This window comes from Streptomyces sp. HmicA12 (assembly GCF_000373565.1).
Classification (GTDB): domain Bacteria; phylum Actinomycetota; class Actinomycetes; order Streptomycetales; family Streptomycetaceae; genus Streptomyces.
Map to the genome: position 1 here is coordinate 308619 of NZ_KB891797.1, position 18395 is coordinate 327013.

The 18395-nt window shown below is 70.9% G+C and carries 19 protein-coding genes; 10 read left to right on the forward strand and 9 right to left on the reverse strand.

The window, feature by feature from the left end; all coding sequences use genetic code 11:
- Positions 1-12: 12 nt before the first annotated feature.
- Positions 13-1776 carry an arginine--tRNA ligase gene (argS, locus tag B072_RS0101525; RefSeq protein ID WP_018528169.1) on the reverse strand — a complete coding sequence of 588 codons (1764 nt, stop codon included), beginning with the start codon at positions 1774-1776 and terminating at the stop codon, positions 13-15.
- Between the two features lie 220 nt (positions 1777-1996).
- On the opposite strand from argS, the gene lysS reads away from it, so the two are divergent.
- Positions 1997-3772 (forward strand): lysine--tRNA ligase, encoded by a 1776-nt coding sequence (gene lysS, locus B072_RS0101530; protein ID WP_026245352.1) that lies wholly within the window; start codon positions 1997-1999, stop codon positions 3770-3772.
- A gap of 82 nt (positions 3773-3854) precedes the next feature.
- On the opposite strand, the gene B072_RS0101535 is transcribed toward lysS, so the two are convergent.
- The 3 genes from B072_RS0101535 to B072_RS0101545 all read right to left on the reverse strand — a co-directional run bounded on the left by B072_RS0101535 (position 3855) and on the right by B072_RS0101545 (position 7302).
- Positions 3855-5177 carry a DUF2637 domain-containing protein gene (locus B072_RS0101535; RefSeq protein WP_018528171.1) on the reverse strand — a complete coding sequence of 441 codons (1323 nt, stop codon included), beginning with the start codon at positions 5175-5177 and terminating at the stop codon, positions 3855-3857.
- Positions 5178-5339: 162 nt separating this feature from the next.
- Positions 5340-6227: a hypothetical protein gene (locus tag B072_RS0101540; RefSeq protein WP_018528172.1), complete on the reverse strand. Its 888-nt coding sequence runs from the start codon at positions 6225-6227 to the stop codon at positions 5340-5342.
- Between the two features lie 169 nt (positions 6228-6396).
- Positions 6397-7302, reverse strand: a complete 906-nt coding sequence (locus B072_RS0101545) for a hypothetical protein (protein ID WP_018528173.1) — start codon at positions 7300-7302, stop codon at positions 6397-6399.
- A 203-nt stretch (positions 7303-7505) separates the two neighbouring features.
- Here B072_RS0101545 and B072_RS0101550 point away from each other — a divergent pair, with 203 nt between their 5' ends.
- Positions 7506-8699 carry an RtcB family protein gene (locus B072_RS0101550; RefSeq protein ID WP_018528174.1) on the forward strand — a complete coding sequence of 398 codons (1194 nt, stop codon included), beginning with the start codon at positions 7506-7508 and terminating at the stop codon, positions 8697-8699.
- 47 nt (positions 8700-8746) lie between these two features.
- On the opposite strand, the gene B072_RS0101555 is transcribed toward B072_RS0101550, so the two are convergent.
- Together B072_RS0101555 and B072_RS0101560 are read right to left on the reverse strand one after the other, a co-directional pair.
- On the reverse strand, positions 8747-9598 hold the full coding sequence (locus B072_RS0101555; RefSeq protein ID WP_018528175.1) for a hypothetical protein: 852 nt from the start codon (positions 9596-9598) through the stop codon (positions 8747-8749).
- A gap of 157 nt (positions 9599-9755) precedes the next feature.
- Complete coding sequence (locus B072_RS0101560; protein WP_018528176.1) at positions 9756-10649, reverse strand: NADP-dependent oxidoreductase; 894 nt, start codon at positions 10647-10649, stop codon at positions 9756-9758.
- 149 nt (positions 10650-10798) lie between these two features.
- On the opposite strand from B072_RS0101560, the gene B072_RS0101565 reads away from it, so the two are divergent.
- Positions 10799-11224 (forward strand): winged helix-turn-helix transcriptional regulator, encoded by a 426-nt coding sequence (locus tag B072_RS0101565; protein WP_018528177.1) that lies wholly within the window; start codon positions 10799-10801, stop codon positions 11222-11224.
- Positions 11225-11229: 5 nt separating this feature from the next.
- Here the strand turns inward: B072_RS0101565 and B072_RS0101570 are convergent, their stop codons facing one another.
- Entirely contained in the window at positions 11230-11679 is a 450-nt protein-coding gene (locus tag B072_RS0101570; protein WP_018528178.1) for a hypothetical protein, read from the reverse strand.
- Positions 11680-11790: 111 nt separating this feature from the next.
- Here B072_RS0101570 and B072_RS0101575 point away from each other — a divergent pair, with 111 nt between their 5' ends.
- Genes B072_RS0101575 through B072_RS0101590 form a run of 4 tightly spaced genes read left to right on the forward strand, consistent with a single transcriptional unit; the run spans position 11791 to position 13577 of the window.
- Positions 11791-12126 carry a YnfA family protein gene (locus B072_RS0101575; protein WP_018528179.1) on the forward strand — a complete coding sequence of 112 codons (336 nt, stop codon included), beginning with the start codon at positions 11791-11793 and terminating at the stop codon, positions 12124-12126.
- 55 nt (positions 12127-12181) lie between these two features.
- The gene (locus B072_RS0101580) at positions 12182-12949 is read left to right on the forward strand and encodes an SDR family NAD(P)-dependent oxidoreductase (protein ID WP_018528180.1); all 768 of its coding nucleotides are present in this window, start codon (positions 12182-12184) and stop codon (positions 12947-12949) included.
- Positions 12939-13112 (forward strand): hypothetical protein, encoded by a 174-nt coding sequence (locus B072_RS48570; protein ID WP_018528181.1) that lies wholly within the window; start codon positions 12939-12941, stop codon positions 13110-13112. Before B072_RS0101580 ends, B072_RS48570 begins: the two co-directional genes overlap by 11 nt.
- Positions 13113-13139: 27 nt before the next feature.
- Positions 13140-13577 carry a GNAT family N-acetyltransferase gene (locus tag B072_RS0101590; RefSeq protein WP_018528182.1) on the forward strand — a complete coding sequence of 146 codons (438 nt, stop codon included), beginning with the start codon at positions 13140-13142 and terminating at the stop codon, positions 13575-13577.
- On the opposite strand, the gene B072_RS0101595 is transcribed toward B072_RS0101590, so the two are convergent.
- A complete protein-coding gene (locus tag B072_RS0101595) occupies positions 13574-14365 on the reverse strand; it encodes a helix-turn-helix domain-containing protein (RefSeq protein ID WP_018528183.1) in 792 nt (263 codons plus the stop codon). The two genes, B072_RS0101590 and B072_RS0101595, sit on opposite strands and share 4 nt — an antisense overlap.
- Before the next feature lie 87 nt (positions 14366-14452).
- Between B072_RS0101595 and B072_RS0101600 the strand changes: the two genes are divergently transcribed.
- The 3 genes from B072_RS0101600 (at position 14453) to B072_RS0101610 (ending at position 16917) form a co-directional block, all read left to right on the forward strand.
- Positions 14453-15016: a TIGR03086 family metal-binding protein gene (locus B072_RS0101600; protein ID WP_018528184.1), complete on the forward strand. Its 564-nt coding sequence runs from the start codon at positions 14453-14455 to the stop codon at positions 15014-15016.
- Between the two features lie 162 nt (positions 15017-15178).
- The gene (locus B072_RS0101605; RefSeq protein ID WP_018528185.1) at positions 15179-16270 is read left to right on the forward strand and encodes an LLM class flavin-dependent oxidoreductase; all 1092 of its coding nucleotides are present in this window, start codon (positions 15179-15181) and stop codon (positions 16268-16270) included.
- Positions 16267-16917 (forward strand): CE1759 family FMN reductase, encoded by a 651-nt coding sequence (locus B072_RS0101610; RefSeq protein WP_018528186.1) that lies wholly within the window; start codon positions 16267-16269, stop codon positions 16915-16917. The genes B072_RS0101605 and B072_RS0101610 overlap by 4 nt, the downstream gene beginning before the upstream one ends.
- Here B072_RS0101610 and B072_RS0101615 read toward each other — a convergent pair.
- Positions 16900-18390: a hypothetical protein gene (locus B072_RS0101615; protein ID WP_063746421.1), complete on the reverse strand. Its 1491-nt coding sequence runs from the start codon at positions 18388-18390 to the stop codon at positions 16900-16902. The genes B072_RS0101610 and B072_RS0101615 overlap by 18 nt on opposite strands.
- Between the last annotated feature and the right edge of the window lie 5 nt (positions 18391-18395).

Here is an 18395-nt window from a genome sequence, read left to right on the forward strand (position 1 = left end):
GTGCCGCTGTCGTCAGAGCTTCTCGGGCGTGCGGATGCCGAGCAGCGCCATGCCCTGGTGGAGCGTGCGGGCCGTCAGGTCGCACAGGAACAGCCGGTTCTCGACCTGCTCGGCGGTGTCCGCCTTGAGCACCGGGCACTGGTCGTAGAACGTCGTGTACAGCGACGCCAGCTGGAACAGGTACGCGGCCAGCTTGTGCGGCGCGTACTCGGCGGCGGCCTCGAAGACCGTGTCGCCGAACGCGTCCAGGTGCAGGCCGAGCGCCCGCTCCGCCGGGGCGAGTTCGAGCTCCGGGTGCGCGGCCGGGGCGGCGCCGTCGGCCTTGCGCAGGATCGACTTGATGCGCGCGTACGCGTACTGCAGGTACACGCTCGTGTCGCCGTTCAGCGACACCATCTGGTCCAGGTCGAACTTGTAGTCGCGGCTCGGCGACGTCGACAGGTCCGCGTACTTCACGGCGCCGATACCGACGTACCGCCCGTTCTCGACGATCTCCTCCTCGGTCAGGCCCACCTTCTCGGCCTTCTCGCGGACGACGGCGGTGGCCCGCTCGACGGCCTCGTCGAGCAGGTCCTCCAGCCGGACCGTCTCGCCCTCACGCGTCTTGAACGGCTTGCCGTCCGCGCCCAGGACCGTGCCGTACGCCATGTTGTGCGCGGTGACGTCGTCGTTCAGCCAGCCGGCCCGCCGGGCCGTCTCGAAGACCATCTTGAAGTGCAGCGACTGCCGTACGTCGACGACGTAGATCAGCGACGTGGCGTGCAGGTCGACGACGCGGTCACGGATCGCGGACAGGTCGGAGGCCGCGTAGCCGAAGCCGCCGTCCTTCTTCTGCACGATCAGCGGGACCGGCTGGTCGTCCTTGCCCTTGATGTCGTCGAAGAAGACCACGAGCGCGCCCTCGGAGCGCACGGCGACGCCGGACTCCTCCAGCATGCGGGCCGTCTCGGCCATCATGTCGTTGTAGGCGGACTCACCGACGATCTCGTCGTCGCGGATCTCCATGTCGAGCTTCTCGAAGACCGAGTAGAAGTAGACCTTCGACTCGTCGACGAACCGCTGCCACAGGTCGAGCGTCTCCTTGTCGCCGGACTGCAGCGCCACGACCCGCTTACGGGCCCGCTCCTTGAACTCCTCGTCGGAGTCGAAGACGGCGCGCGACGCCTTGTACACCCGGTTCAGGTTGCTCATCGCCTGCTCGCCGTCGACGTCCTCGGCCGGGGCCAGGGCGTCGGGGTTCTCGATCAGGTACTGGATGAGCATGCCGAACTGGGTGCCCCAGTCGCCGATGTGGTGCCGGCCGATCGTCTTCTCACCGGTGAAGTCGAGCATCCCGCGCAGCGCGTCGCCGATCACCGCGGAACGCAGATGGCCGACGTGCATCTCCTTCGCCACGTTCGGCTGCGCGTAGTCGATGACGCTGATGCCCGGGGTGTCCTTCGTGGGCACGCCGAGCCGGTCGCCGTCGGCGGCGCGGGCCGCGAGGGTCTCGGTGATCGCCCGGTCCGTGACCGTGACGTTCAGGAAGCCGGGGCCCGAGACCTCGACGTCGGCGAGCAGCCCGCCGTTCTCGATCCTGTCGACGACCTGGGTGGCCAGCTCCCGCGGGTTCGCCTTGGCCTTCTTGGCGAGCGCGAGGATCCCGTTGGCCTGGAAGTCGGCCCGGTCGCTACGTCGGAGCAGCGGGTCGACTCCGTCGGTCTCCGGGAGAGCGGAGGTGAGGGCGTCGGCGAGGCGCTGATTGACGTGGGCGGTGATGGACGTGACCGGGGCCATGGGTAAGGGCTGCCGTTCTGGTCGGGGCTGATTCGTTAGTCCCGCTCAGTATCCCACGGGGCCGCAAAGGGGTTTTCCGGTCTCGTCGCCGGCCGCGGGGCCACCCCTCCGGACCGCCCACCCCATAAGGCGTTTTCCCCCAGCCCCGAGTAACTGGGACAATGGCAGCGGCGTGGAGAGCGACCGCGCCGCAGACCTCAAGGGAAAGGCACCACACACCGTGGCTCAGAGCACGAGCGCGGAGCCCCAGGAGAATGCCGACTGGGTCTCCCGATACGCGGACGATGTCATCGCCGAGTCCGAGCGCCGTGCCCCGGGCAAACCGGTCGTCGTCGCCTCCGGCCTCTCCCCGTCCGGCCCGATCCACCTGGGCAACCTGCGCGAGGTCATGACCCCGCACCTGGTCGCCGACGAGATCCGCCGCCGCGGGTACACGGTCCGTCACCTGATCTCCTGGGACGACTACGACCGCTACCGCAAGGTGCCGAACGGCGTGCCCGGCACGGACGCGTCCTGGGCCGAGCACATCGGCAAGCCGCTGACGGCCGTCCCCGCCCCGGCCGGGTCCGCGTACCCGAACTGGGCGGAGCACTTCAAGGCCGCCATGGTCGAGGCCCTCGGCGAGATGGGCGTCGAGTTCGACGGCATCAGCCAGACCGCGCAGTACACCTCGGGCACGTACCGCGAGCAGATCCTGCACGCGATGAAGCACCGCGGCGACATCGACGCGATCCTCGACCAGTACCGCACGAAGAAGGACCCGGCGGCCAAGGCGCCCGGCAAGAAGCCGCAGCAGCAGAAGCAGAAGCCGGTCGACGAGGCCGAGCTGGAGGCCGCGGAGGGCTCCGGCGCGGCCGACGAGGACGACGGCAGCGGCGGCGCGGGCGGCTACTACCCGTACAAGCCGTTCTGCGGCGAGTGCGGCAAGGACCTCACCACCGTCACCTCGTACGACGACGAGACGACCGAGCTGTCCTACACCTGCACGCTCGACGGCTTCACCGAGACCGTCCTGCTGTCGGAGTTCAACCGCGGCAAGCTGGTCTGGAAGGTCGACTGGCCGATGCGCTGGGCGTACGAGGGCGTGATCTTCGAGCCGTCCGGCGTCGACCACTCGTCCCCCGGCTCCTCCTTCCAGGTCGGCGGGCAGATCGTCGACCAGGTCTTCGGCGGCAAGCAGCCGATCGGCCCGATGTACGCCTTCGTCGGCATCAGCGGCATGGCGAAGATGTCGTCGAGCAAGGGCGGCGTCCCGACCCCCGGCGACGCCCTCCAGATCATGGAGCCGCAGATCCTGCGCTGGCTCTACGCCCGCCGCCGCCCCAACCAGTCGTTCAAGATCGCCTTTGACCAGGAGATCCAGCGGCTCTACGACGAGTGGGACAAGCTCAGCGCCAAGGTCGCGGACGGCTCCGCGCTGCCCGCGGACTCGGCCGCGTACAGCCGCGCCGTCGGCACCGCGGCCGGTGAACTGCCGCGCACGCCGCGCCCGTTGCCGTACCGCACGCTGGCCTCCGTCGCCGACGTCACCGCCGGGGACGCGGAGCAGACGCTGCGCATCCTCTCCGAGCTCGACCCGGAGAACCCGGTCACCGACCTGGCGACGGTCCGCCCGCGCCTGGACCGGGCCGAGGCGTGGATCAACAAGTACGTGCCCGCCGAGTCCCGCACCATCGTGCGCACCGAGCCGGACACCGCCGCGCTCGCCGCGCTCGACGAGGCGTCCCGCGCGTCGATCCGGCTGCTCCTCGACGGCCTCGACGACCACTGGTCGCTCGACGGCCTGACCCACCTCGTCTACGGCGTCCCGAAGGTGCAGGCCGGCTTCCCCGCCGACGCCACCCCCAAGGAACTCCCGGCCGAGATCAAGGGCGCGCAGCGAGCGTTCTTCGCGCTGCTCTACGACCTTCTGGTGGGCCGTGACACGGGCCCGCGCCTGCCCACCCTGCTGCTCGCCGTGGGGGCGGACCGGGTGCGCAAGCTCCTGGGCGCGTAGCGCCTCCGGCGGTAACGGGAAGGGGCGGCACCGGAATCACCGGTGCCGCCCCTTCCCGTTACCGCCGGACGTGCCGCCGGGATCAGGCGATGTGGTCGTCCACGAACTCCTCGTTCAGGCGCTTGCTGAACGTCTCGTGGTAGCGGGCCAGATCGCGCTGGGACAGGCCGCTGCCGTACGTCGCCTCCACGTTCGCCTGGAACGCCCCCGGCGTCGGCATGCCCTCACCGTCTATCGAGTACCGGAACACCTGGTACAGGTCCTCGTCGGACGGCGCGGAGGCCTGGGCCACGCCGTCGCCCAGCTGCCGGGTGCCGCCCGCGCCGGTCGGCACCGGGAACTCCTGCTCGGGCTGCGGCTCCGGCTCCGCCGTCCGCTGGTGCGGCACCGGCACCGGGATCTGCTGCTGCGGGGCCTCGGGCGGCACGAAGTTCGGGTCGTAGCCGCCGTTGTACTCGACCTGCCGCGGCTGGGCGAACCACTGGCTCGGCACCTCCGCCCCGGCCTCCGCCTCCGTCACGGGGCCGACCGGCTGCGGCTGTCCGGGCCGGGGCTGCTCCGGTGCCGGGTACGGCTGCTCCGGCTGTTGCTGCTGCTCAGGCTGTTGTTGCTGTTGCGGCTGCTGCGGAACCTGGCGCTCCAGCGCGGGGAGTTCCTGCCGGGGCTGCGGCTGCGGCTCGGGCTGGGCCTTGGGCTGCGGGGGCAGCAGCTGCGGCTCGATCCCGGCCGCCGCGAGCCCCTCCGGAGCGGTCTGCGCCAGCGGCACGCCGTACCGCGCGAGCCGCAGCGGCATCAGCGACTCCACCGGAGCCTTGCGCCGCCACGCGCGCCCGAACCGCGACCGCAGCCGCGCCTGGTACACGAGCCGCTCCTGCTCCAGCTTGATGACCTGCTCGTACGAACGCAGCTCCCACAGCTTCATCCGCCGCCACAGCAGGAACGTCGGCAGCGGCGACAGCAGCCACCGCGTGATCCGCACGCCCTCCATGTGCTTGTCCGCGGTGATGTCCGCGATCCGCCCGATGGCGTGCCGCGCGGCCTCCACCGACACGACGAACAGGATCGGGATGACGGCGTGCATGCCGACACCCAGCGGGTCGGGCCAGGCCGCCGCGCCGTTGAACGCGATCGTCGCCGCCGTCAGCAGCCACGCCGTCTGGCGCAGCAGCGGGAACGGGATGCGGATCCAGGTCAGCAGCAGGTCGAGCGCGAGCAGCACACAGATGCCCGCGTCGATGCCGATCGGGAAGACGTAGGAGAAGTTCCCGAAGCCCTTCTGGATCGCCAGCTCGCGCACGGCCGCGTAGGAACCGGCGAAGCCGATGCCCGCGATGACCACCGCACCGGCGATCACCACGCCCGCGAGTATCCGGTGCGTCCGTGTCAGCTTCAGTGGCGCGGCCACTCCAGTTCCCCTCCCAGTTCGGCATGTTGCGCCAACAGACTGGCACACGCATGCGGAAGGCCGTGTGCCGGTACACCGGGAGCCCGGCACCCAAAAGGGTCCGGGCTCCTCAAATGGCGGGCAAACGCAGGCGGTTGGCGCTGCCGAACCGCCCCCGCGCGGCTAGTCCTTGGCGGACGACTTCGCGGAGGGCTTGCTCGACGACTTGTCCGACGACTTGTCCGAGGGCTCCTTGGACGACTTCCCGGACGGCTTCTCGGAGGACTTGTCCGACGACTTGGACGGGGAGGCCGACGCGGAGGCGCTCGCGGCGCCCTTACCGGTCGTCTCCTCGACCGAGGCCACCGTCTCCTTGGCCGCCTTCTCGGCGTCCTTCGACAGCTTGTCCGCGTCCGGCGTCTTCTCGCCCGCGAACCCCGAACCGTTGTAGTTCACCGTGACGACCACGTTGTCGACGCGCGAGACGACCGTCTGCTGCTTCGACGTGACGTCCTTCTTCTTGTCCTTGTACGTGCTGTCGAGGCGCACCAGCGACGCCTCGTCACCCGTACCGGAGAGCTTCGACGTCTTCACGTTCTTCGCGCCGTCGGCCGCCTGCGCGTCCTTGACCTGCTTCGCGTAGAAGGCGGACGCCAGCGCGTTGCCGCTGCCCCGGTTCGCGTCCGAGTCGAAACGGACCAGCGACACGTTCAGCCAGCGGTACTGGGAGCCCTTCACGCCGTTGCTGTCCAGGCTCGCCCAGGAGCAGCTGGCCCGCGTCGACTCGTCGTCCGACGCCCCGGCCTTGCTCTTGCCCTCCGGCACCAGGTCCTTCAACGTCTTCTTGGAGAGCACGTCGCAGGCCTGCGGCAGCGACTTGTACGTCGCCGGCTGAACCTTCTTCGCCGCGTCCCCCGCGGTGGACGCGGACGCCTTCGACTCCTTGGACGCCTTGTCGGCACTGCCCGTGTCGGAGCCGGAGTCGGACGAGCAGCCGGCTGCGACGAGAACCACCGGCACGGCGGCTGCGCAGGCAAGTATGCGGGTGAGTCGCTTGGTCGGACGGTGCATGGTTCCTTCACTGGGACGCTGACAGGGCCACGGACCGGACACGCGACGACCGACCGACCTTCATCGATCTTCAAGCGACCTTCACGAACCGGTCCGATGGGCCACCGTACGCGCTACCCGACGCGCACGCCTCGCGTTCCCCGGACCCGCCGCACCGTCCCGCGCGCCCCTACTCGCCGAACTTCCCGACCAGCTTCTGGGCCAGTTCCTGGGCCCTGTCCTGCATTTCCTTGCTGTCCGGCACCCCGGCGATGCCCGTCGGCTGTGTCTCGTACTCGACGGTCACGACGACGTTCGACGTGCGGAACACCACAGTCACCGTCCGGCTCCGCGACGCCACGGGACCGGTCAGCGCGTCGTCCAGGAACGCCTCGTCACCGAGGCCGTCGAGCAGCCGCGGCTGGAGGTCCGCCGAGGCCTCGGACGAGGTCGGGGAGGCCGGATCGGACGCCGTCCCCGAGCCGGACGTCGACGCGGAGTCACCCTTCTTCCCGGACGAAGGGGACGACTTCGACGCATTCGGCGACGTGGAAGAAGTGGCGGAATCGCCTGAATCGCCTGAATCGCCCGAATCGGCAGAGCTGCCCGGCTCCGGCGCCTGCGCCGTTGTCGTCGGCTCCGGCAGATCCGCCTTCGTCACCTCGGAGGCGAAGACCTTCTGCGCCTCGGAGTCGTCGCTCGCCGCCGTGCCGTACGACACCACCCGCTCGAAGTCCAGCGTCAGCCGGTGCACGGTGCCGTCGGACGCGTCGTCCTTCCACCGGCACCCCACCCGGCGCCCCGTGTCGAACGTGGTCGTCGCCGTGCCCTCGTAGGCCTTCTCCCGCTGCTCCTGGTCCGCGATCTTCGCGATGCCCGGCAGCATGTCGTCCAGCACGCCCGATTCGGGCTGGCCGCACGGCTCCGGCAGCGTCCGGTACTTGCCGGGCTGCGCGGCGGACGCCGACGCGCTCACCTCGCCCGGCTTCGAGTCGTCGCTCCCGCCGCCGTCGTCCGAACTCCCCGTGCAGCCGGCGAGCAACGCCGTCAGAAGGACGGCGACACCCGGTACGTACGCGTACGACTTCCGCTGCACCCTGGGGCTCCTTGCTGGGTCGAATACGGGGTTGATAGGGGGTTATTCGGTTGCCGCGACAAGGCCCCCGATGCTGCCATGTCTATCGCACGCACTGCCGTGGACGCCGGTCCGGCATCCGTTTCGCCGACCTTGGCTCCGGTATTTGCGTTTCCATACTTCTGTTCAAGTGGGCCCATTTATGGGCGAGTACGGGGGATTTCATGTCTTACGTAGAGGTTCCGGGGGCGAAGGTCCCCATCCGCATGTGGACCGACCCGGCGTCCGTCGAGGACGCCGCGATGCAGCAGCTCCGCAACGTGGCGACCCTGCCCTGGATCAAGGGCCTCGCCGTCATGCCCGACGTGCACTACGGCAAGGGCGCGACGGTCGGTTCGGTGATCGCGATGCGGGGCGCGGTGTGCCCGGCGGCGGTCGGGGTGGACATCGGCTGCGGGATGAGCGCGGTGAGGACGTCCCTGACCGCGAACGACCTGCCCGGTGACCTGTCCCGCCTCCGCTCGAAGATCGAGCAGGCGATTCCGGTGGGCCGCGGGATGCACGACGACCCCGTTGACCCGGGGCGCCTGCACGGGTTCGCCACTGGCGGATGGGACGAGTTCTGGGGGCGGTTCGAGACAGTTGCCGAAGCGGTCAAATTCCGTCACGAACGAGCTACTAAGCAGATGGGAACGCTCGGAGGAGGAAATCATCTGGAGGAAATCTGTCTCGACGAGTCAGGTTCGGTCTGGCTGATGCTGCACTCCGGCTCCCGCAACATCGGCAAGGAGCTGGCGGAGCACCACATTGGTGTCGCGCAGAAGCTCCAGCACAACCAGGGCCTGGTCGACAGGGACCTGGCAGTGTTCATCTCCGACACTCCGCAGATGGCGGCGTACCGCAACGACCTGTACTGGGCTCAGGAGTACGCCAAGTACAACCGCGCGATCATGATGGCGCTCCTCAAGGACGTGATCCGCAAGGAGTTCAAGAAGGCAAAGCCGACCTTCGAGCCGGAGATTTCGTGTCACCACAATTACGTGGCCGAGGAACGGTATGACGGGATGGACCTGCTCGTGACGCGCAAGGGCGCGATCCGGGCTGGGGCCGGTGACTACGGGATCATCCCCGGTTCGATGGGGACCAGCTCGTACATCGTGAAGGGGCTCGGGAACGCCAAGGCGTTCAACTCCGCCTCGCACGGCGCGGGACGCCGCATGAGCCGTAACGCGGCGAAGCGGCACTTCACGGTGCGGGATCTGGAAGAGCAGACGCGGGGTGTGGAGTGCCGCAAGGACTCCGGGGTGCTGGACGAGATCCCCGGGGCGTACAAGAACATCGACCAGGTCATCAATCAGCAGCGTGACCTCGTCGAAGTGGTGGCGAAGATCAAGCAGGTTGTCTGCGTGAAGGGCTGAACCACCGAGAGCGTCCGAGCCGATGTCGGCTCGGACGCTCATATCTGTCACTCCGGCATGGGCGCCTGCCCGCTGCGCAGGCGCCACTGGCGCAGGTTGCAACTCTGGTAGGAGCGTCCGAGTTCCTCAGCGGCGGCCGCGATGCTGTCGTGGCTCAGGAGGATCCTGTCCTCCCACTCCTTCCAGCGCCGTGCCGTGTGCGCAGCCCTCATTCCGGCCGGGCGGGTCCAGCCGATCAGCGAGTCGGCGGCGGCCTGTTTGCGCTCAAGGGCCAGGCAGCCCGGGTAGTAGAGGTGAGCGCTGAGTTTCTGGGCGGCCTCCATCGCGTACATGACGTTGTAGATGCCGTCGCGTGTGTTGCGCTTGGGGTGGCGTTCGACCTCGGTGATTTTCCGGGAGTAGAAGCACAGGTAGGCCGCGATGGCCGTGCTCTGGGTGGTGAGTGAGACGAACGGGAAGCCCTTGCTCGTATACCCGACGGAGCCGTCTGCGTCGAGCACGCCGCGTAGGTAGTCACGGCGGGAGAACGGGACTCGGGGTGGCGTGATCTGCTTTGACTTGCGCCCGTAAGGGAGGCCGAGTTCGTTGATCCTTGTGCGTGCCTCCAATGAGCAGAGGGTCCAGGTCGCCGAGTGGTGGGACTTGGCGAAGTTGGTCTCGCGGACTCGCTCCGTGATGCTGCTGGCGTACGGCGTCAACTCCTGGAACCTGCGCAGGAGTTCAATATCGCGGACACTGATCTCGACGGTCATTCGACCTCGGTCGCGGGACTGCTGCGAGAGGTGCCCGTCCATCTGTAGAAACCCGAACATGTACGAGTACTCCGGCACCTCAAGGTCCATGAACCCCGGGGTGACGTCGAACGCCAACTGGTGAGCGCTAGGCTCGCGTTCAGCCATGGGAAGTGTTGCCTTCCTCTTGGTCAGGCCCCCGGTCCGGGACGGCAATCCCGCCGGGGGCCGCGCTGTCTTCGGTTGTCGATCACGAACCTAGCCAGCGCGTTCCCGTACCGTCCGGGCGATCGACCCGGTTCACCCGTGTGAGTGTCAGAGGGTGTCAGGGCACCAGCACCAGCCGCCCCCGCACCCCGCCCTCGGCCAGCCGTGCGTGGGCCTTTGCCGCGTCCGTCAGGGGGTAGGTCCGGGCCACCCGGGTGGTGAGGACGCCCTCGTCCGTCAGGCGGACCAGGTCCGCGAGGCGCTTGCCGTCGTCCGCGATCTCCACCGTGCCGGTGCGCACCCCGCGCTCCGAGGGCGGTGTCGCGCCCGGGATGACGCCCTCGTACGCGCCGCCGTCGCGGATCCAGGCCAGCGTCTCTGCGCCGATGACCGCCGCGTCCAGGACGGCGTCCCAGCGGCGCTCGGGTGTCGTGCCGCGCGGGACGAAGTGGGTTGCGCCGAGGGAGCGGACCAGGGCCTCGTCCGTCTCGGCCGCGTATGCCGTGACCTCGATGCCCCGGTGTGCGGCGAGCTGTATCGCGTAGCCGCCGACCGCGCCCGCCGCGCCCGTGACCAGGAGCGACTGGCCTGATTCCAGGGCGAGTCGGTCCAGGGCCTGGGCGGCGGTGAGGGCGTTGAGGGGGATCGTCGCGGCGTGGGTGAGATCGAGGGTGGTGGGGGCGGGGGCCGCCGAGGCCGCGGCCACGATCGTGTAATCGGCGTGCGCGCCGAGGGGCTTGACGGGGCCGTGGTGCAGGGCGACCACCCGGTCGCCGATGTGCCAGCCGGTGGCGGGGTCCGCCGCGTCGACCGTGCCGGCCACGTCCCAGCCGAGCCCGAGCTGTTCGCCCGCGCCGCCGAAGCCCCCGGAGCGCACGCCCGCGTCGACCGGGTTGAGGGCGGCCGCGGCGACCTTGATCCTGATCTGGCCCGCGCCCGGTTCGGGCCGCTCGACGTCCACGATCTCGACCGCTTCCGGGCCGCCGAAGGCGGTGACTACTGCTGCTCGCATGACAACTCCCGTATGAGTAAGCCCTGTTGGGGTGATATGTAGCGCTTCCCTTTCCGCAGTGATGACTCTAGGGAGTGCTACTCTCTTTTGGTAAGTACGTACCTGAGGGTGCGTAACGCGCCGGCGAGTGCGGGATCCGGGGAGTGGTCATGGCGACGACGATGACGGCGGCGCAGCGGCGCGAGCGGGCGCGGTTCGCGTACGACGCGTTCCTGAAGGAGTGCCCGACCAATCAGCTGCTCGCGCGGCTGAGCGACAAGTGGGTGAGCCTCGTGGTCGCGGCCCTGGCCGGGCACGAGGGACCCATGCGCTACTCCGACCTCGGGCGGAAGATCGCGGGCGTCAGCCAGAAGATGCTGACGCAGACGCTGCGGTCGCTGGAGCGGGACGGGCTCGTGGCGCGCACCGTCACCCCGTCGGTGCCGGTGCGCGTCGACTACGAGCTGACCGCGCTGGGGCGGAGCCTGAGCGGGCTGCTCGTCGCGGTGAAGGACTGGGCGGAGACGCACATGGACGAGGTGGCCGACGCGCGGACGAAGCATGACGCGGCGGCCGTGGGGAGCGGTCAGAAGTAGAGGGGTCAGAAGTAGTAGGTGTCGCCCGTGTCCAGGACCAGGACCCGGTGTCGGTTGTTCTCCGGGTTGTGGTCGGCGGGCCCGCCGGTCCAGGTGGTGTCGAGGCGGACGGTGACCTCGGTGGGGGCCCCGGCCAGGCGGACGTCCACCGTGAGCGGTTCGCCGACCGCGTCCGCGGGCAGCGCGCCCGTGCGGCAGTCGACGGTGCGCCGGCCGCTGCGCAGGCAGGCGCCGGGCAGCTCGTCCTGGGTGTCGGCGAGCGGCGCGGACCAGGCGAGGCGGACGGTGGCGTCGTGGACGCCGGTGGGGCCGTGGTTCTGCGGGGTGAAGGCGACGCTGACGTGCCCGTGGGTCATGGTGACGCTGCCGTGGTGGGCGAGGTCGGCCTCGGCCGGGGTGGCGTCGGGCGGCAGCAGGAGGAGCAGGGCGGGGGCGAGGGCGAGGGCCGGATGCATGGGTGACCTCCGTGTGCGCGGGGACGGTCGGGCCGGGACAGTCGGGCCGATCTATCCCACGCGGGCCGGGCCGCGACACGTACTCCACCCCCGCGTGCCACCCTGTGGCGCATGATCGTCGCCCGTTCCGTGCTGTTGTTCGTGCTCGCCGCGCTCCTCGAGATCGGTGGCGCCTGGCTGGTGTGGCAGGGGGTGCGGGAGCACCGCGGGTGGGTGTGGGTCGGGGCGGGCGTGATCGCGCTCGGTCTGTACGGGTTCGTGGCGACGCTGCAGCCGGACGGCGAGTTCGGGCGGATCCTGGCCGCGTACGGCGGGGTGTTCGTGGCGGGCTCGATCGCCTGGGGGATGGTCGCGGACGGGTACCGGCCGACCCGGTGGGACGTGGTGGGCGCGCTGATCTGTCTCGCCGGCATGGCGGTGATCATGTACGCGCCGAGGGGTGACTGACCGGCCGCCTATCCTTGGCCCCGTCAGACCCATCCGCACGTACGAGGAGCACGCCATGGCCCCCGCCCCCGCATCCCGCATCGCCGTCGTCACGGGCGCGAGCAGCGGTATCGGCGCCGCGACGGCCCGGCAGCTGGCGGCCGCCGGGTACCGGGTGGTGCTGACGGCCCGCCGCAAGGACCGCATCGAGGCGCTGGCCGAGGAGATCAACGGCGCCGGGCACCAGGCCACCGCGTACGCCCTCGACATCACGGACCGGGCGGCGGTGGACGAGTTCGCGACCGCGTTCAGGACGGTCGGGGTGCTGGTGAACAACGCGGGCGGCGCGCTGGGCGCCGACCCGGTGGCCTCCGGCGACCCCGAGCAGTGGCGCCAGATGTACGAGACGAACGTCATCGGCACGCTGAACATCACGCAGGCCCTGCTGCCCGCGCTGACCGCGTCCGGCGACGGCACGGTGGTCGTCCTGTCGTCCACGGCCGGGCACGGCACGTACGAGGGCGGCGGCGGTTACGTGGCCGCCAAGCACGCCGAGCACGTCCTCGCGGAGACGCTGCGCCTGGAGATCGTCGGCACCCCGGTCCGGGTCATCGAGGTGGCGCCCGGCATGGTGAAGACGGACGAGTTCGCGCTGACCCGGTTCGGCGGCGACCAGGAGAAGGCGGCGAAGGTGTACGCGGGCGTGGCCGAGCCGCTGACCGCGGACGACGTCGCCGACACCATCACCTGGGCGGTCACCCGCCCGCCGCACGTGAACATCGACCTGCTGGTGGTCCGCCCGCGCGCCCAGGCCTCCAACAGCAAGGTCCACCGTGAGCTCTGACGCCCCCGATCCGCTGGCGGCGCTCCAGCAGGAGTACGAGGAGCGCCGCCTCGCCCAGGAGAAGAAGGGCGAGCGGTACATGTGGTGGTACCTGGGCTACTTCCTCTTCGGCATCCACATCGTCGCCTTCGTGATGATCTACGCGGTCAAGCACGCGAAGTAGAGCCGTGGAGCCCTCTAGGGTGCGGTCATGAAGATCGTGGATTTCGAGCCCGGTGACCCGCGCCTCGCCTCCGAAGTGCTGCCCGTCCTGCGCGAGTTGCGCCCGAAGCTGACGGAGGAGTCCTTCGCGTCCGTGTACGCGGAGGGGCACGGGCAGGGGCTCAGGTTCAGCGCCGCGTACGACGAGGACGGGCGGTGCGCGGGGGTCGCGGGCTGGCGGGTGGTCGTCAACACCAGCCAGACGCGCAAGCTGTACGTCGACGACCTGGTGACGTCGGGGGCGGCCCGCTCGGGCGGGGTGGGCCGGGCGCTCCTCGCGTACCTGGAGCAGCGGGCGCGGGAACTCGGCTGTCTGCAGCTGGAGTTGGACTCCGGGACGCAGCGCACGGACGCGCACCGTTTCTATCTCCGGGAGCGCATGGCCATCACGGCGTTCCACTTCAGCAAGCCGCTGGACACGGTCTAGGGGTACGCCGTCGGCGGCACCCCCACCGTCGCCGTGAAGTCCCGTACGAGGTGAGCCTGGTCCGCGTACCCGAGGTCGGCGGCGAGGGCGGCCCAGTCGATGTCGGCGCGCCGGCCGGCCGCCTCCACCGCCTCGTGGATGCGGTAGCGCAGCACGCACCACTTGGGGCTGACGCCGACGTACGCCGCGAACAGCCGCTGCAGCGAGCGCACCGACATCCCCTCCTCGCGGGCCAGGTCGGCGACCCGGCACAGCTCGCGGTCGGCGCGGATCCGGGCGACGAGGCCGCACGCGAGCTCGGCCTGCGGGTCCGGCTCTGCGGGGGCGAGGGGGAGCAGGTAGGCGTCGAGGGCGGCGGCCCGGTCGCGGTCGTCGGCGGGGGTGAGGACGGCGGCCGGGTCGGTCGCCGGGAACACCTCCTCGTACGGCAGCACCCGGCCCGTCCACTCCGAGACCGGCACGGCCGGCACGAACGGCCGGAACGCCCCGGGCCGGAACTTCGCCCCGCACACCCGGCCGCGGCCGCCGATCTTGCGGGTGTAGAGACCGGGCGCCGAGACGCCGGTGAGCTCCCCGTACGCCGGCCCGTCGTCCTCGTCCCACTGGAAGGTCAGGTTCACGGCGGGGTGCGGGAGGATGTGCGAGGCGTACGGCGCGGGCAGGTCCCAGTCGATGAACCAGTAGTTCTCCACGTACGGGCGCAGGCCGGGCGCGGGCTCGTACCGGCGGAACCGGACGCGGGTCAGCAGCGCGGCCGGGTCGACGATCCCGCGGGTGTCACGGTCCATGTCAGGAGCGTACGGCGGGGCACTGACAGCGGCCCGGTGTCGCGTTTCTTCAAGAGGGACGGGGCGTCGGCTCCGTACGGTCGGAGCATGGACATCGCAGAGCTGATGGCGGCGGCGGCCGAGCGGGCCGTGCCGGTCGTGGCCGGGATCGACGACAAGGCGCTCGACACGCCCACCCCGTGCGCGGACTACGACGTGAAAGCCCTGGTCAACCACCTTTTGCAGGTGGTCGTGGAGTTCCAGAAGCCGGCCCGGAAGCAGGACTCCGACTTCACCACGACGCCGGACCGGGTGGCGTCCGACCCGCGCTGGCGCGAGCGGTTCGCCGAGCAGGCGGGCGCGCTCGTCGCGGCGTGGTCGGCGCCCGGCGCGCAGGAGGGCACGAGCGGCGCGATGGGGATGCCCGCACGGCTGGTCGGCGCGATGGCGCTGCTCGATCTGACCGTGCACGCGTGGGACCTGGCGCGCGCGACGGGCCAGGAGTACGCGGCGCCGCCGCAGGTGGTGCCGGAGCTGGCCGCGGCCGTGGCCGAACTCTCCCCGACGGCACGGAAGATGGGCGTGTTCGGGGAGCCCGTGCCGGTTCCGGAGGACGCGTCGGAGTTCGCGCACCTGCTCGCCGCCACCGGGAGGGATCCGCGGGACGGGTGACCGGGCCCGGGGCGGAGGGGGCGACCGAGAGTCGTCCCGCGACGTCGACGGCGTAGCTCATGCCTGGCCAGGGGACCGACGGTGCCGCCGGGAATAGCGGAGTGGCGGGCACGGTTTCGGAGGTATGGTTGAACAGTCAACAACCTGGAAGGGTGAGCAGCCATGCAGTTCGGGATCTTCACCGTCGGCGATGTCACGGTCGACCCGACCACCGGTCGTGCGCCGAGCGAGCACGAGCGGATCAAGGCGATGCTCGCCATCGCGCAGAAGGCCGAGGAGGTCGGGCTCGACGTCTTCGCGACCGGTGAGCACCACAACCCGCCGTTCGTCCCCTCCTCGCCCACGACGATGCTCGGCTACATCGCCGCGCGCACCGAGAACCTGATCCTGTCCACGTCCACGACGCTGATCACGACGAACGACCCGGTGAAGATCGCCGAGGACTTCGCGATGCTCCAGCACGTCTCGGACGGGCGGACGGACCTGATGATGGGGCGCGGCAACACCGGCCCGGTCTACCCGTGGTTCGGCAAGGACATCCGCGACGGCATCGACCTCGCCATCGAGAACTACGCCCTGCTGCGCCGCCTCTGGGACGAGGACGTCGTCACCTGGAAGGGCAAGTTCCGCACGCCGCTCCAGTCGTTCACGTCCACGCCCCGGCCGCTCGACGGCGTCGCGCCGTTCGTCTGGCACGGCTCCATCCGCTCCCCGGAGATCGCCGAGCAGGCCGCGTACTACGGCGACGGCTTCTTCCACAACAACATCTTCTGGCCCGCCAGCCACACCCGGCAGATGGTGAACCTGTACCGGCAGCGCTACGCCCACTACGGGCACGGCACCCCCGAGCAGGCCATCGTCGGCCTCGGCGGCCAGGTGTTCATGCGGAAGAACTCGCAGGACGCGGTGCGCGAGTTCCGCCCCTACTTCGACAACGCGCCGGTCTACGGACACGGCCCGTCCCTGGAGGAGTTCACGCGTGAGACGCCGCTGACCGTCGGCTCGCCGCAGGAGGTCATCGAGCGGACCCTGCAGTTCCGCGACTACGTGGGCGACTACCAGCGCCAGCTGTTCCTCATGGACCACGCGGGTCTGCCGCTGAAGACGGTCCTGGAGCAGCTCGACCTGCTCGGCGAGGAGGTCGTCCCGGTGCTGCGCAAGGAGTTCGCGAACCAGCGGCCGGCGAACGTGCCGGACGCGCCCACCCACGCCGCCCGCGTCGCGGCCAGGGCCGAGGAGGTCAAGAGCGCATGAAGCTCGTCGTCGTGTCCGCGGGGCTGAGCTCCCCCTCGTCCACCCGGCTGCTCGCCGACCGGCTCACGGCGGCGACCCTCCAGCAGGTGGACGCGGAGGTGGAGGTCATCGAGCTGCGCGACCTCGCCACCGAGATCGCCCGGCACTTCGTCACCGGCTTCCCGCCCGCCCGGCTCGCCGCCGCACTCGACGCGGTGGCGGCCGCGGACGGCCTGATCGCCGTGTCGCCGGTGTTCGCGGCCTCGTACAGCGGACTGTTCAAGTCGTTCTTCGACGTCCTCGACAAGGACGCGCTGACCGGGAAGCCGGTGCTCGTCGCCGCGACCGGCGGCACGGCCCGGCACTCCCTGGTCACCGAGCACGCGCTGCGCCCGCTCTTCACCTACCTGCGCGCCCTCGTCCTGCCGACCGCCGTGTACGCGGCGTCGGAGGACTGGGGCGAGGAGGGGCTGGCCGCTCGTATCGCCCGCGCGGGCGGGGAGCTGGCGCGGTTCATGGCGCCTGCCGCGCAGACCCCCGACGTCGACACCGCGGCCGCGATCGCGCCCCGTTCACTGACCGGCGCGATCACGTCCGTGGACCCGGCGGACGGCTTCCGGGTGGTCCCCTTCGAGCAGCGGCTCGCCGCGCTACGGCCGGCTGACTAGCCGCAGGCCGTACGGGTCCGGCGCCTTCCACGCCGTCCAGCCGCCGGTGTCCGGGAGCAGGTACGGCGTCCAGCCGCGGGCGTAGTACGGCAGGCGCCGGTCGGGCCCGGTGAGCAGGGCGGTGGGGACCCGGGCCGCGCGGCCCAGCAGCTGAGCGGGGGTCGTGGAGGTGTTGTTGCCCGCGGTCTGGGCGGAGGCGCAGCCCGCCGCGTAGCCGATGGGCAGCGCGCGCGGGCCCGTGACCAGGCAGGGCGGTGTGATGCCCAGCGTGCGCAGGCCGTGCGCCGCGGCGACGTAGCGGGCATCGGTCGCCGCGGTGGAGGCGACCTGCCGGTGCAGCACGACGTACTGGGCGGTGAGCTGGAGCCCGACGAGGGTGACCGCGGCGATCGCCAGGGGCCGGGACCGCTTGAGGCGGCGCAGCAGCACGGCCGCCGGCAGCGACAGCAACGCGTACGCCGGGAGCAGGAAGCGCGGCGCCGAGTAGCCGATGAGCAGCAGGTACGGGACGCTCAGCGCGGCCGCGCAGGCCACGGGGAGCACACTCGCCGCGGGCCGCCGCTCGCGTCGCGCCAGGAGGACGGCGGCCACGGCCAGCAGGGGCAGCGCCAGCCACCACAGGGCCAGTCCGGGCTGGTGCGGGGCGCCCGCCGTGCACGGGCGGCACAGCAGCGGGCCGTTCACCGCACGCCAGGCCGTGCCGAAGTTGGGATGCAGGCCCATGTCGCCCTCGACGGCGCTGGAGACGCGCAGCCGCTCGAACACGCCGCCCCAGCGGACGTACGCCTCGACGGCCCACTGGGCGAGCCCGGCCGCGAGCCCCGCCGCCAGCCACGGCAGGGCGCGCCGCCGGCCTCGTACGACGAGGGCGTACCCGGCGAGCGGCAGCACCAGCCACACCGCGTCCGGCGCCCGGAACAGGGCCACCACGGCGACGCACGCGGCGAGTCGCCAGGTGCCGCCGCGCAGGAACCAGCCCACGGCGCCGACCGCGCCGAGAGCCACCCACAGGTTGGGCATGGCCATCGCCCCGGACAGCACGCTGATCCACAGGCCCGCGAAGAGCAGCGCCGCGAAGGCGGTGGTGCGGGCCCCGACCAGCGGGCGCCACACGCGGAACGCCGCGTACAGGGCGCCGGCGGACAGCACGGCGAGCACGGCCCGCAGGACGAGCGGGTTGCCGGTGACCGCGACGAGCGGCGCCGTCAGCAGGCTCGTCCCGCGCGAGCGCGGCGCGCTGAAGAACGCGGCCGGATTGCGGGGGTCGTACTGGGAGACGTAGACGGCCTCGTCCCAGCCGAGCCCGTGGCCCAATTGGCCTACTACAAAGATGAGTTGGGCTGTGCCGTAGAGCGCGGCGACGGCCGCGAGCCAGGTGCCGGGCCCGGGAGCACGCCGGATCTCGGGGCGGGGGTGCGGGATGTCGGGGGCCAAGTGCCCGGCCGGAGCGGTCAGTTCGCGCAGTGGTGTCACAGCGC

Coding starts and splice junctions, on each gene's coding strand:
- argS (WP_018528169.1), bottom strand. CDS start 1,776: ATGGCCCCGGTCACGTCCATCACCGCCCACGTCAATCAGCGCCTCGCC.
- B072_RS0101540 (WP_018528172.1), bottom strand. CDS start 6,227: ATGCACCGTCCGACCAAGCGACTCACCCGCATACTTGCCTGCGCAGCC.
- B072_RS0101550 (WP_018528174.1), top strand. CDS start 7,506: ATGTCTTACGTAGAGGTTCCGGGGGCGAAGGTCCCCATCCGCATGTGG.
- B072_RS0101555 (WP_018528175.1), bottom strand. CDS start 9,598: ATGGCTGAACGCGAGCCTAGCGCTCACCAGTTGGCGTTCGACGTCACC.
- B072_RS0101560 (WP_018528176.1), bottom strand. CDS start 10,649: ATGCGAGCAGCAGTAGTCACCGCCTTCGGCGGCCCGGAAGCGGTCGAG.
- B072_RS0101565 (WP_018528177.1), top strand. CDS start 10,799: ATGGCGACGACGATGACGGCGGCGCAGCGGCGCGAGCGGGCGCGGTTC.
- B072_RS0101570 (WP_018528178.1), bottom strand. CDS start 11,679: ATGCATCCGGCCCTCGCCCTCGCCCCCGCCCTGCTCCTCCTGCTGCCG.
- B072_RS0101575 (WP_018528179.1), top strand. CDS start 11,791: ATGATCGTCGCCCGTTCCGTGCTGTTGTTCGTGCTCGCCGCGCTCCTC.
- B072_RS0101580 (WP_018528180.1), top strand. CDS start 12,182: ATGGCCCCCGCCCCCGCATCCCGCATCGCCGTCGTCACGGGCGCGAGC.
- B072_RS0101590 (WP_018528182.1), top strand. CDS start 13,140: ATGAAGATCGTGGATTTCGAGCCCGGTGACCCGCGCCTCGCCTCCGAA.
- B072_RS0101595 (WP_018528183.1), bottom strand. CDS start 14,365: ATGGACCGTGACACCCGCGGGATCGTCGACCCGGCCGCGCTGCTGACC.
- B072_RS0101600 (WP_018528184.1), top strand. CDS start 14,453: ATGGACATCGCAGAGCTGATGGCGGCGGCGGCCGAGCGGGCCGTGCCG.
- B072_RS0101605 (WP_018528185.1), top strand. CDS start 15,179: ATGCAGTTCGGGATCTTCACCGTCGGCGATGTCACGGTCGACCCGACC.
- B072_RS0101610 (WP_018528186.1), top strand. CDS start 16,267: ATGAAGCTCGTCGTCGTGTCCGCGGGGCTGAGCTCCCCCTCGTCCACC.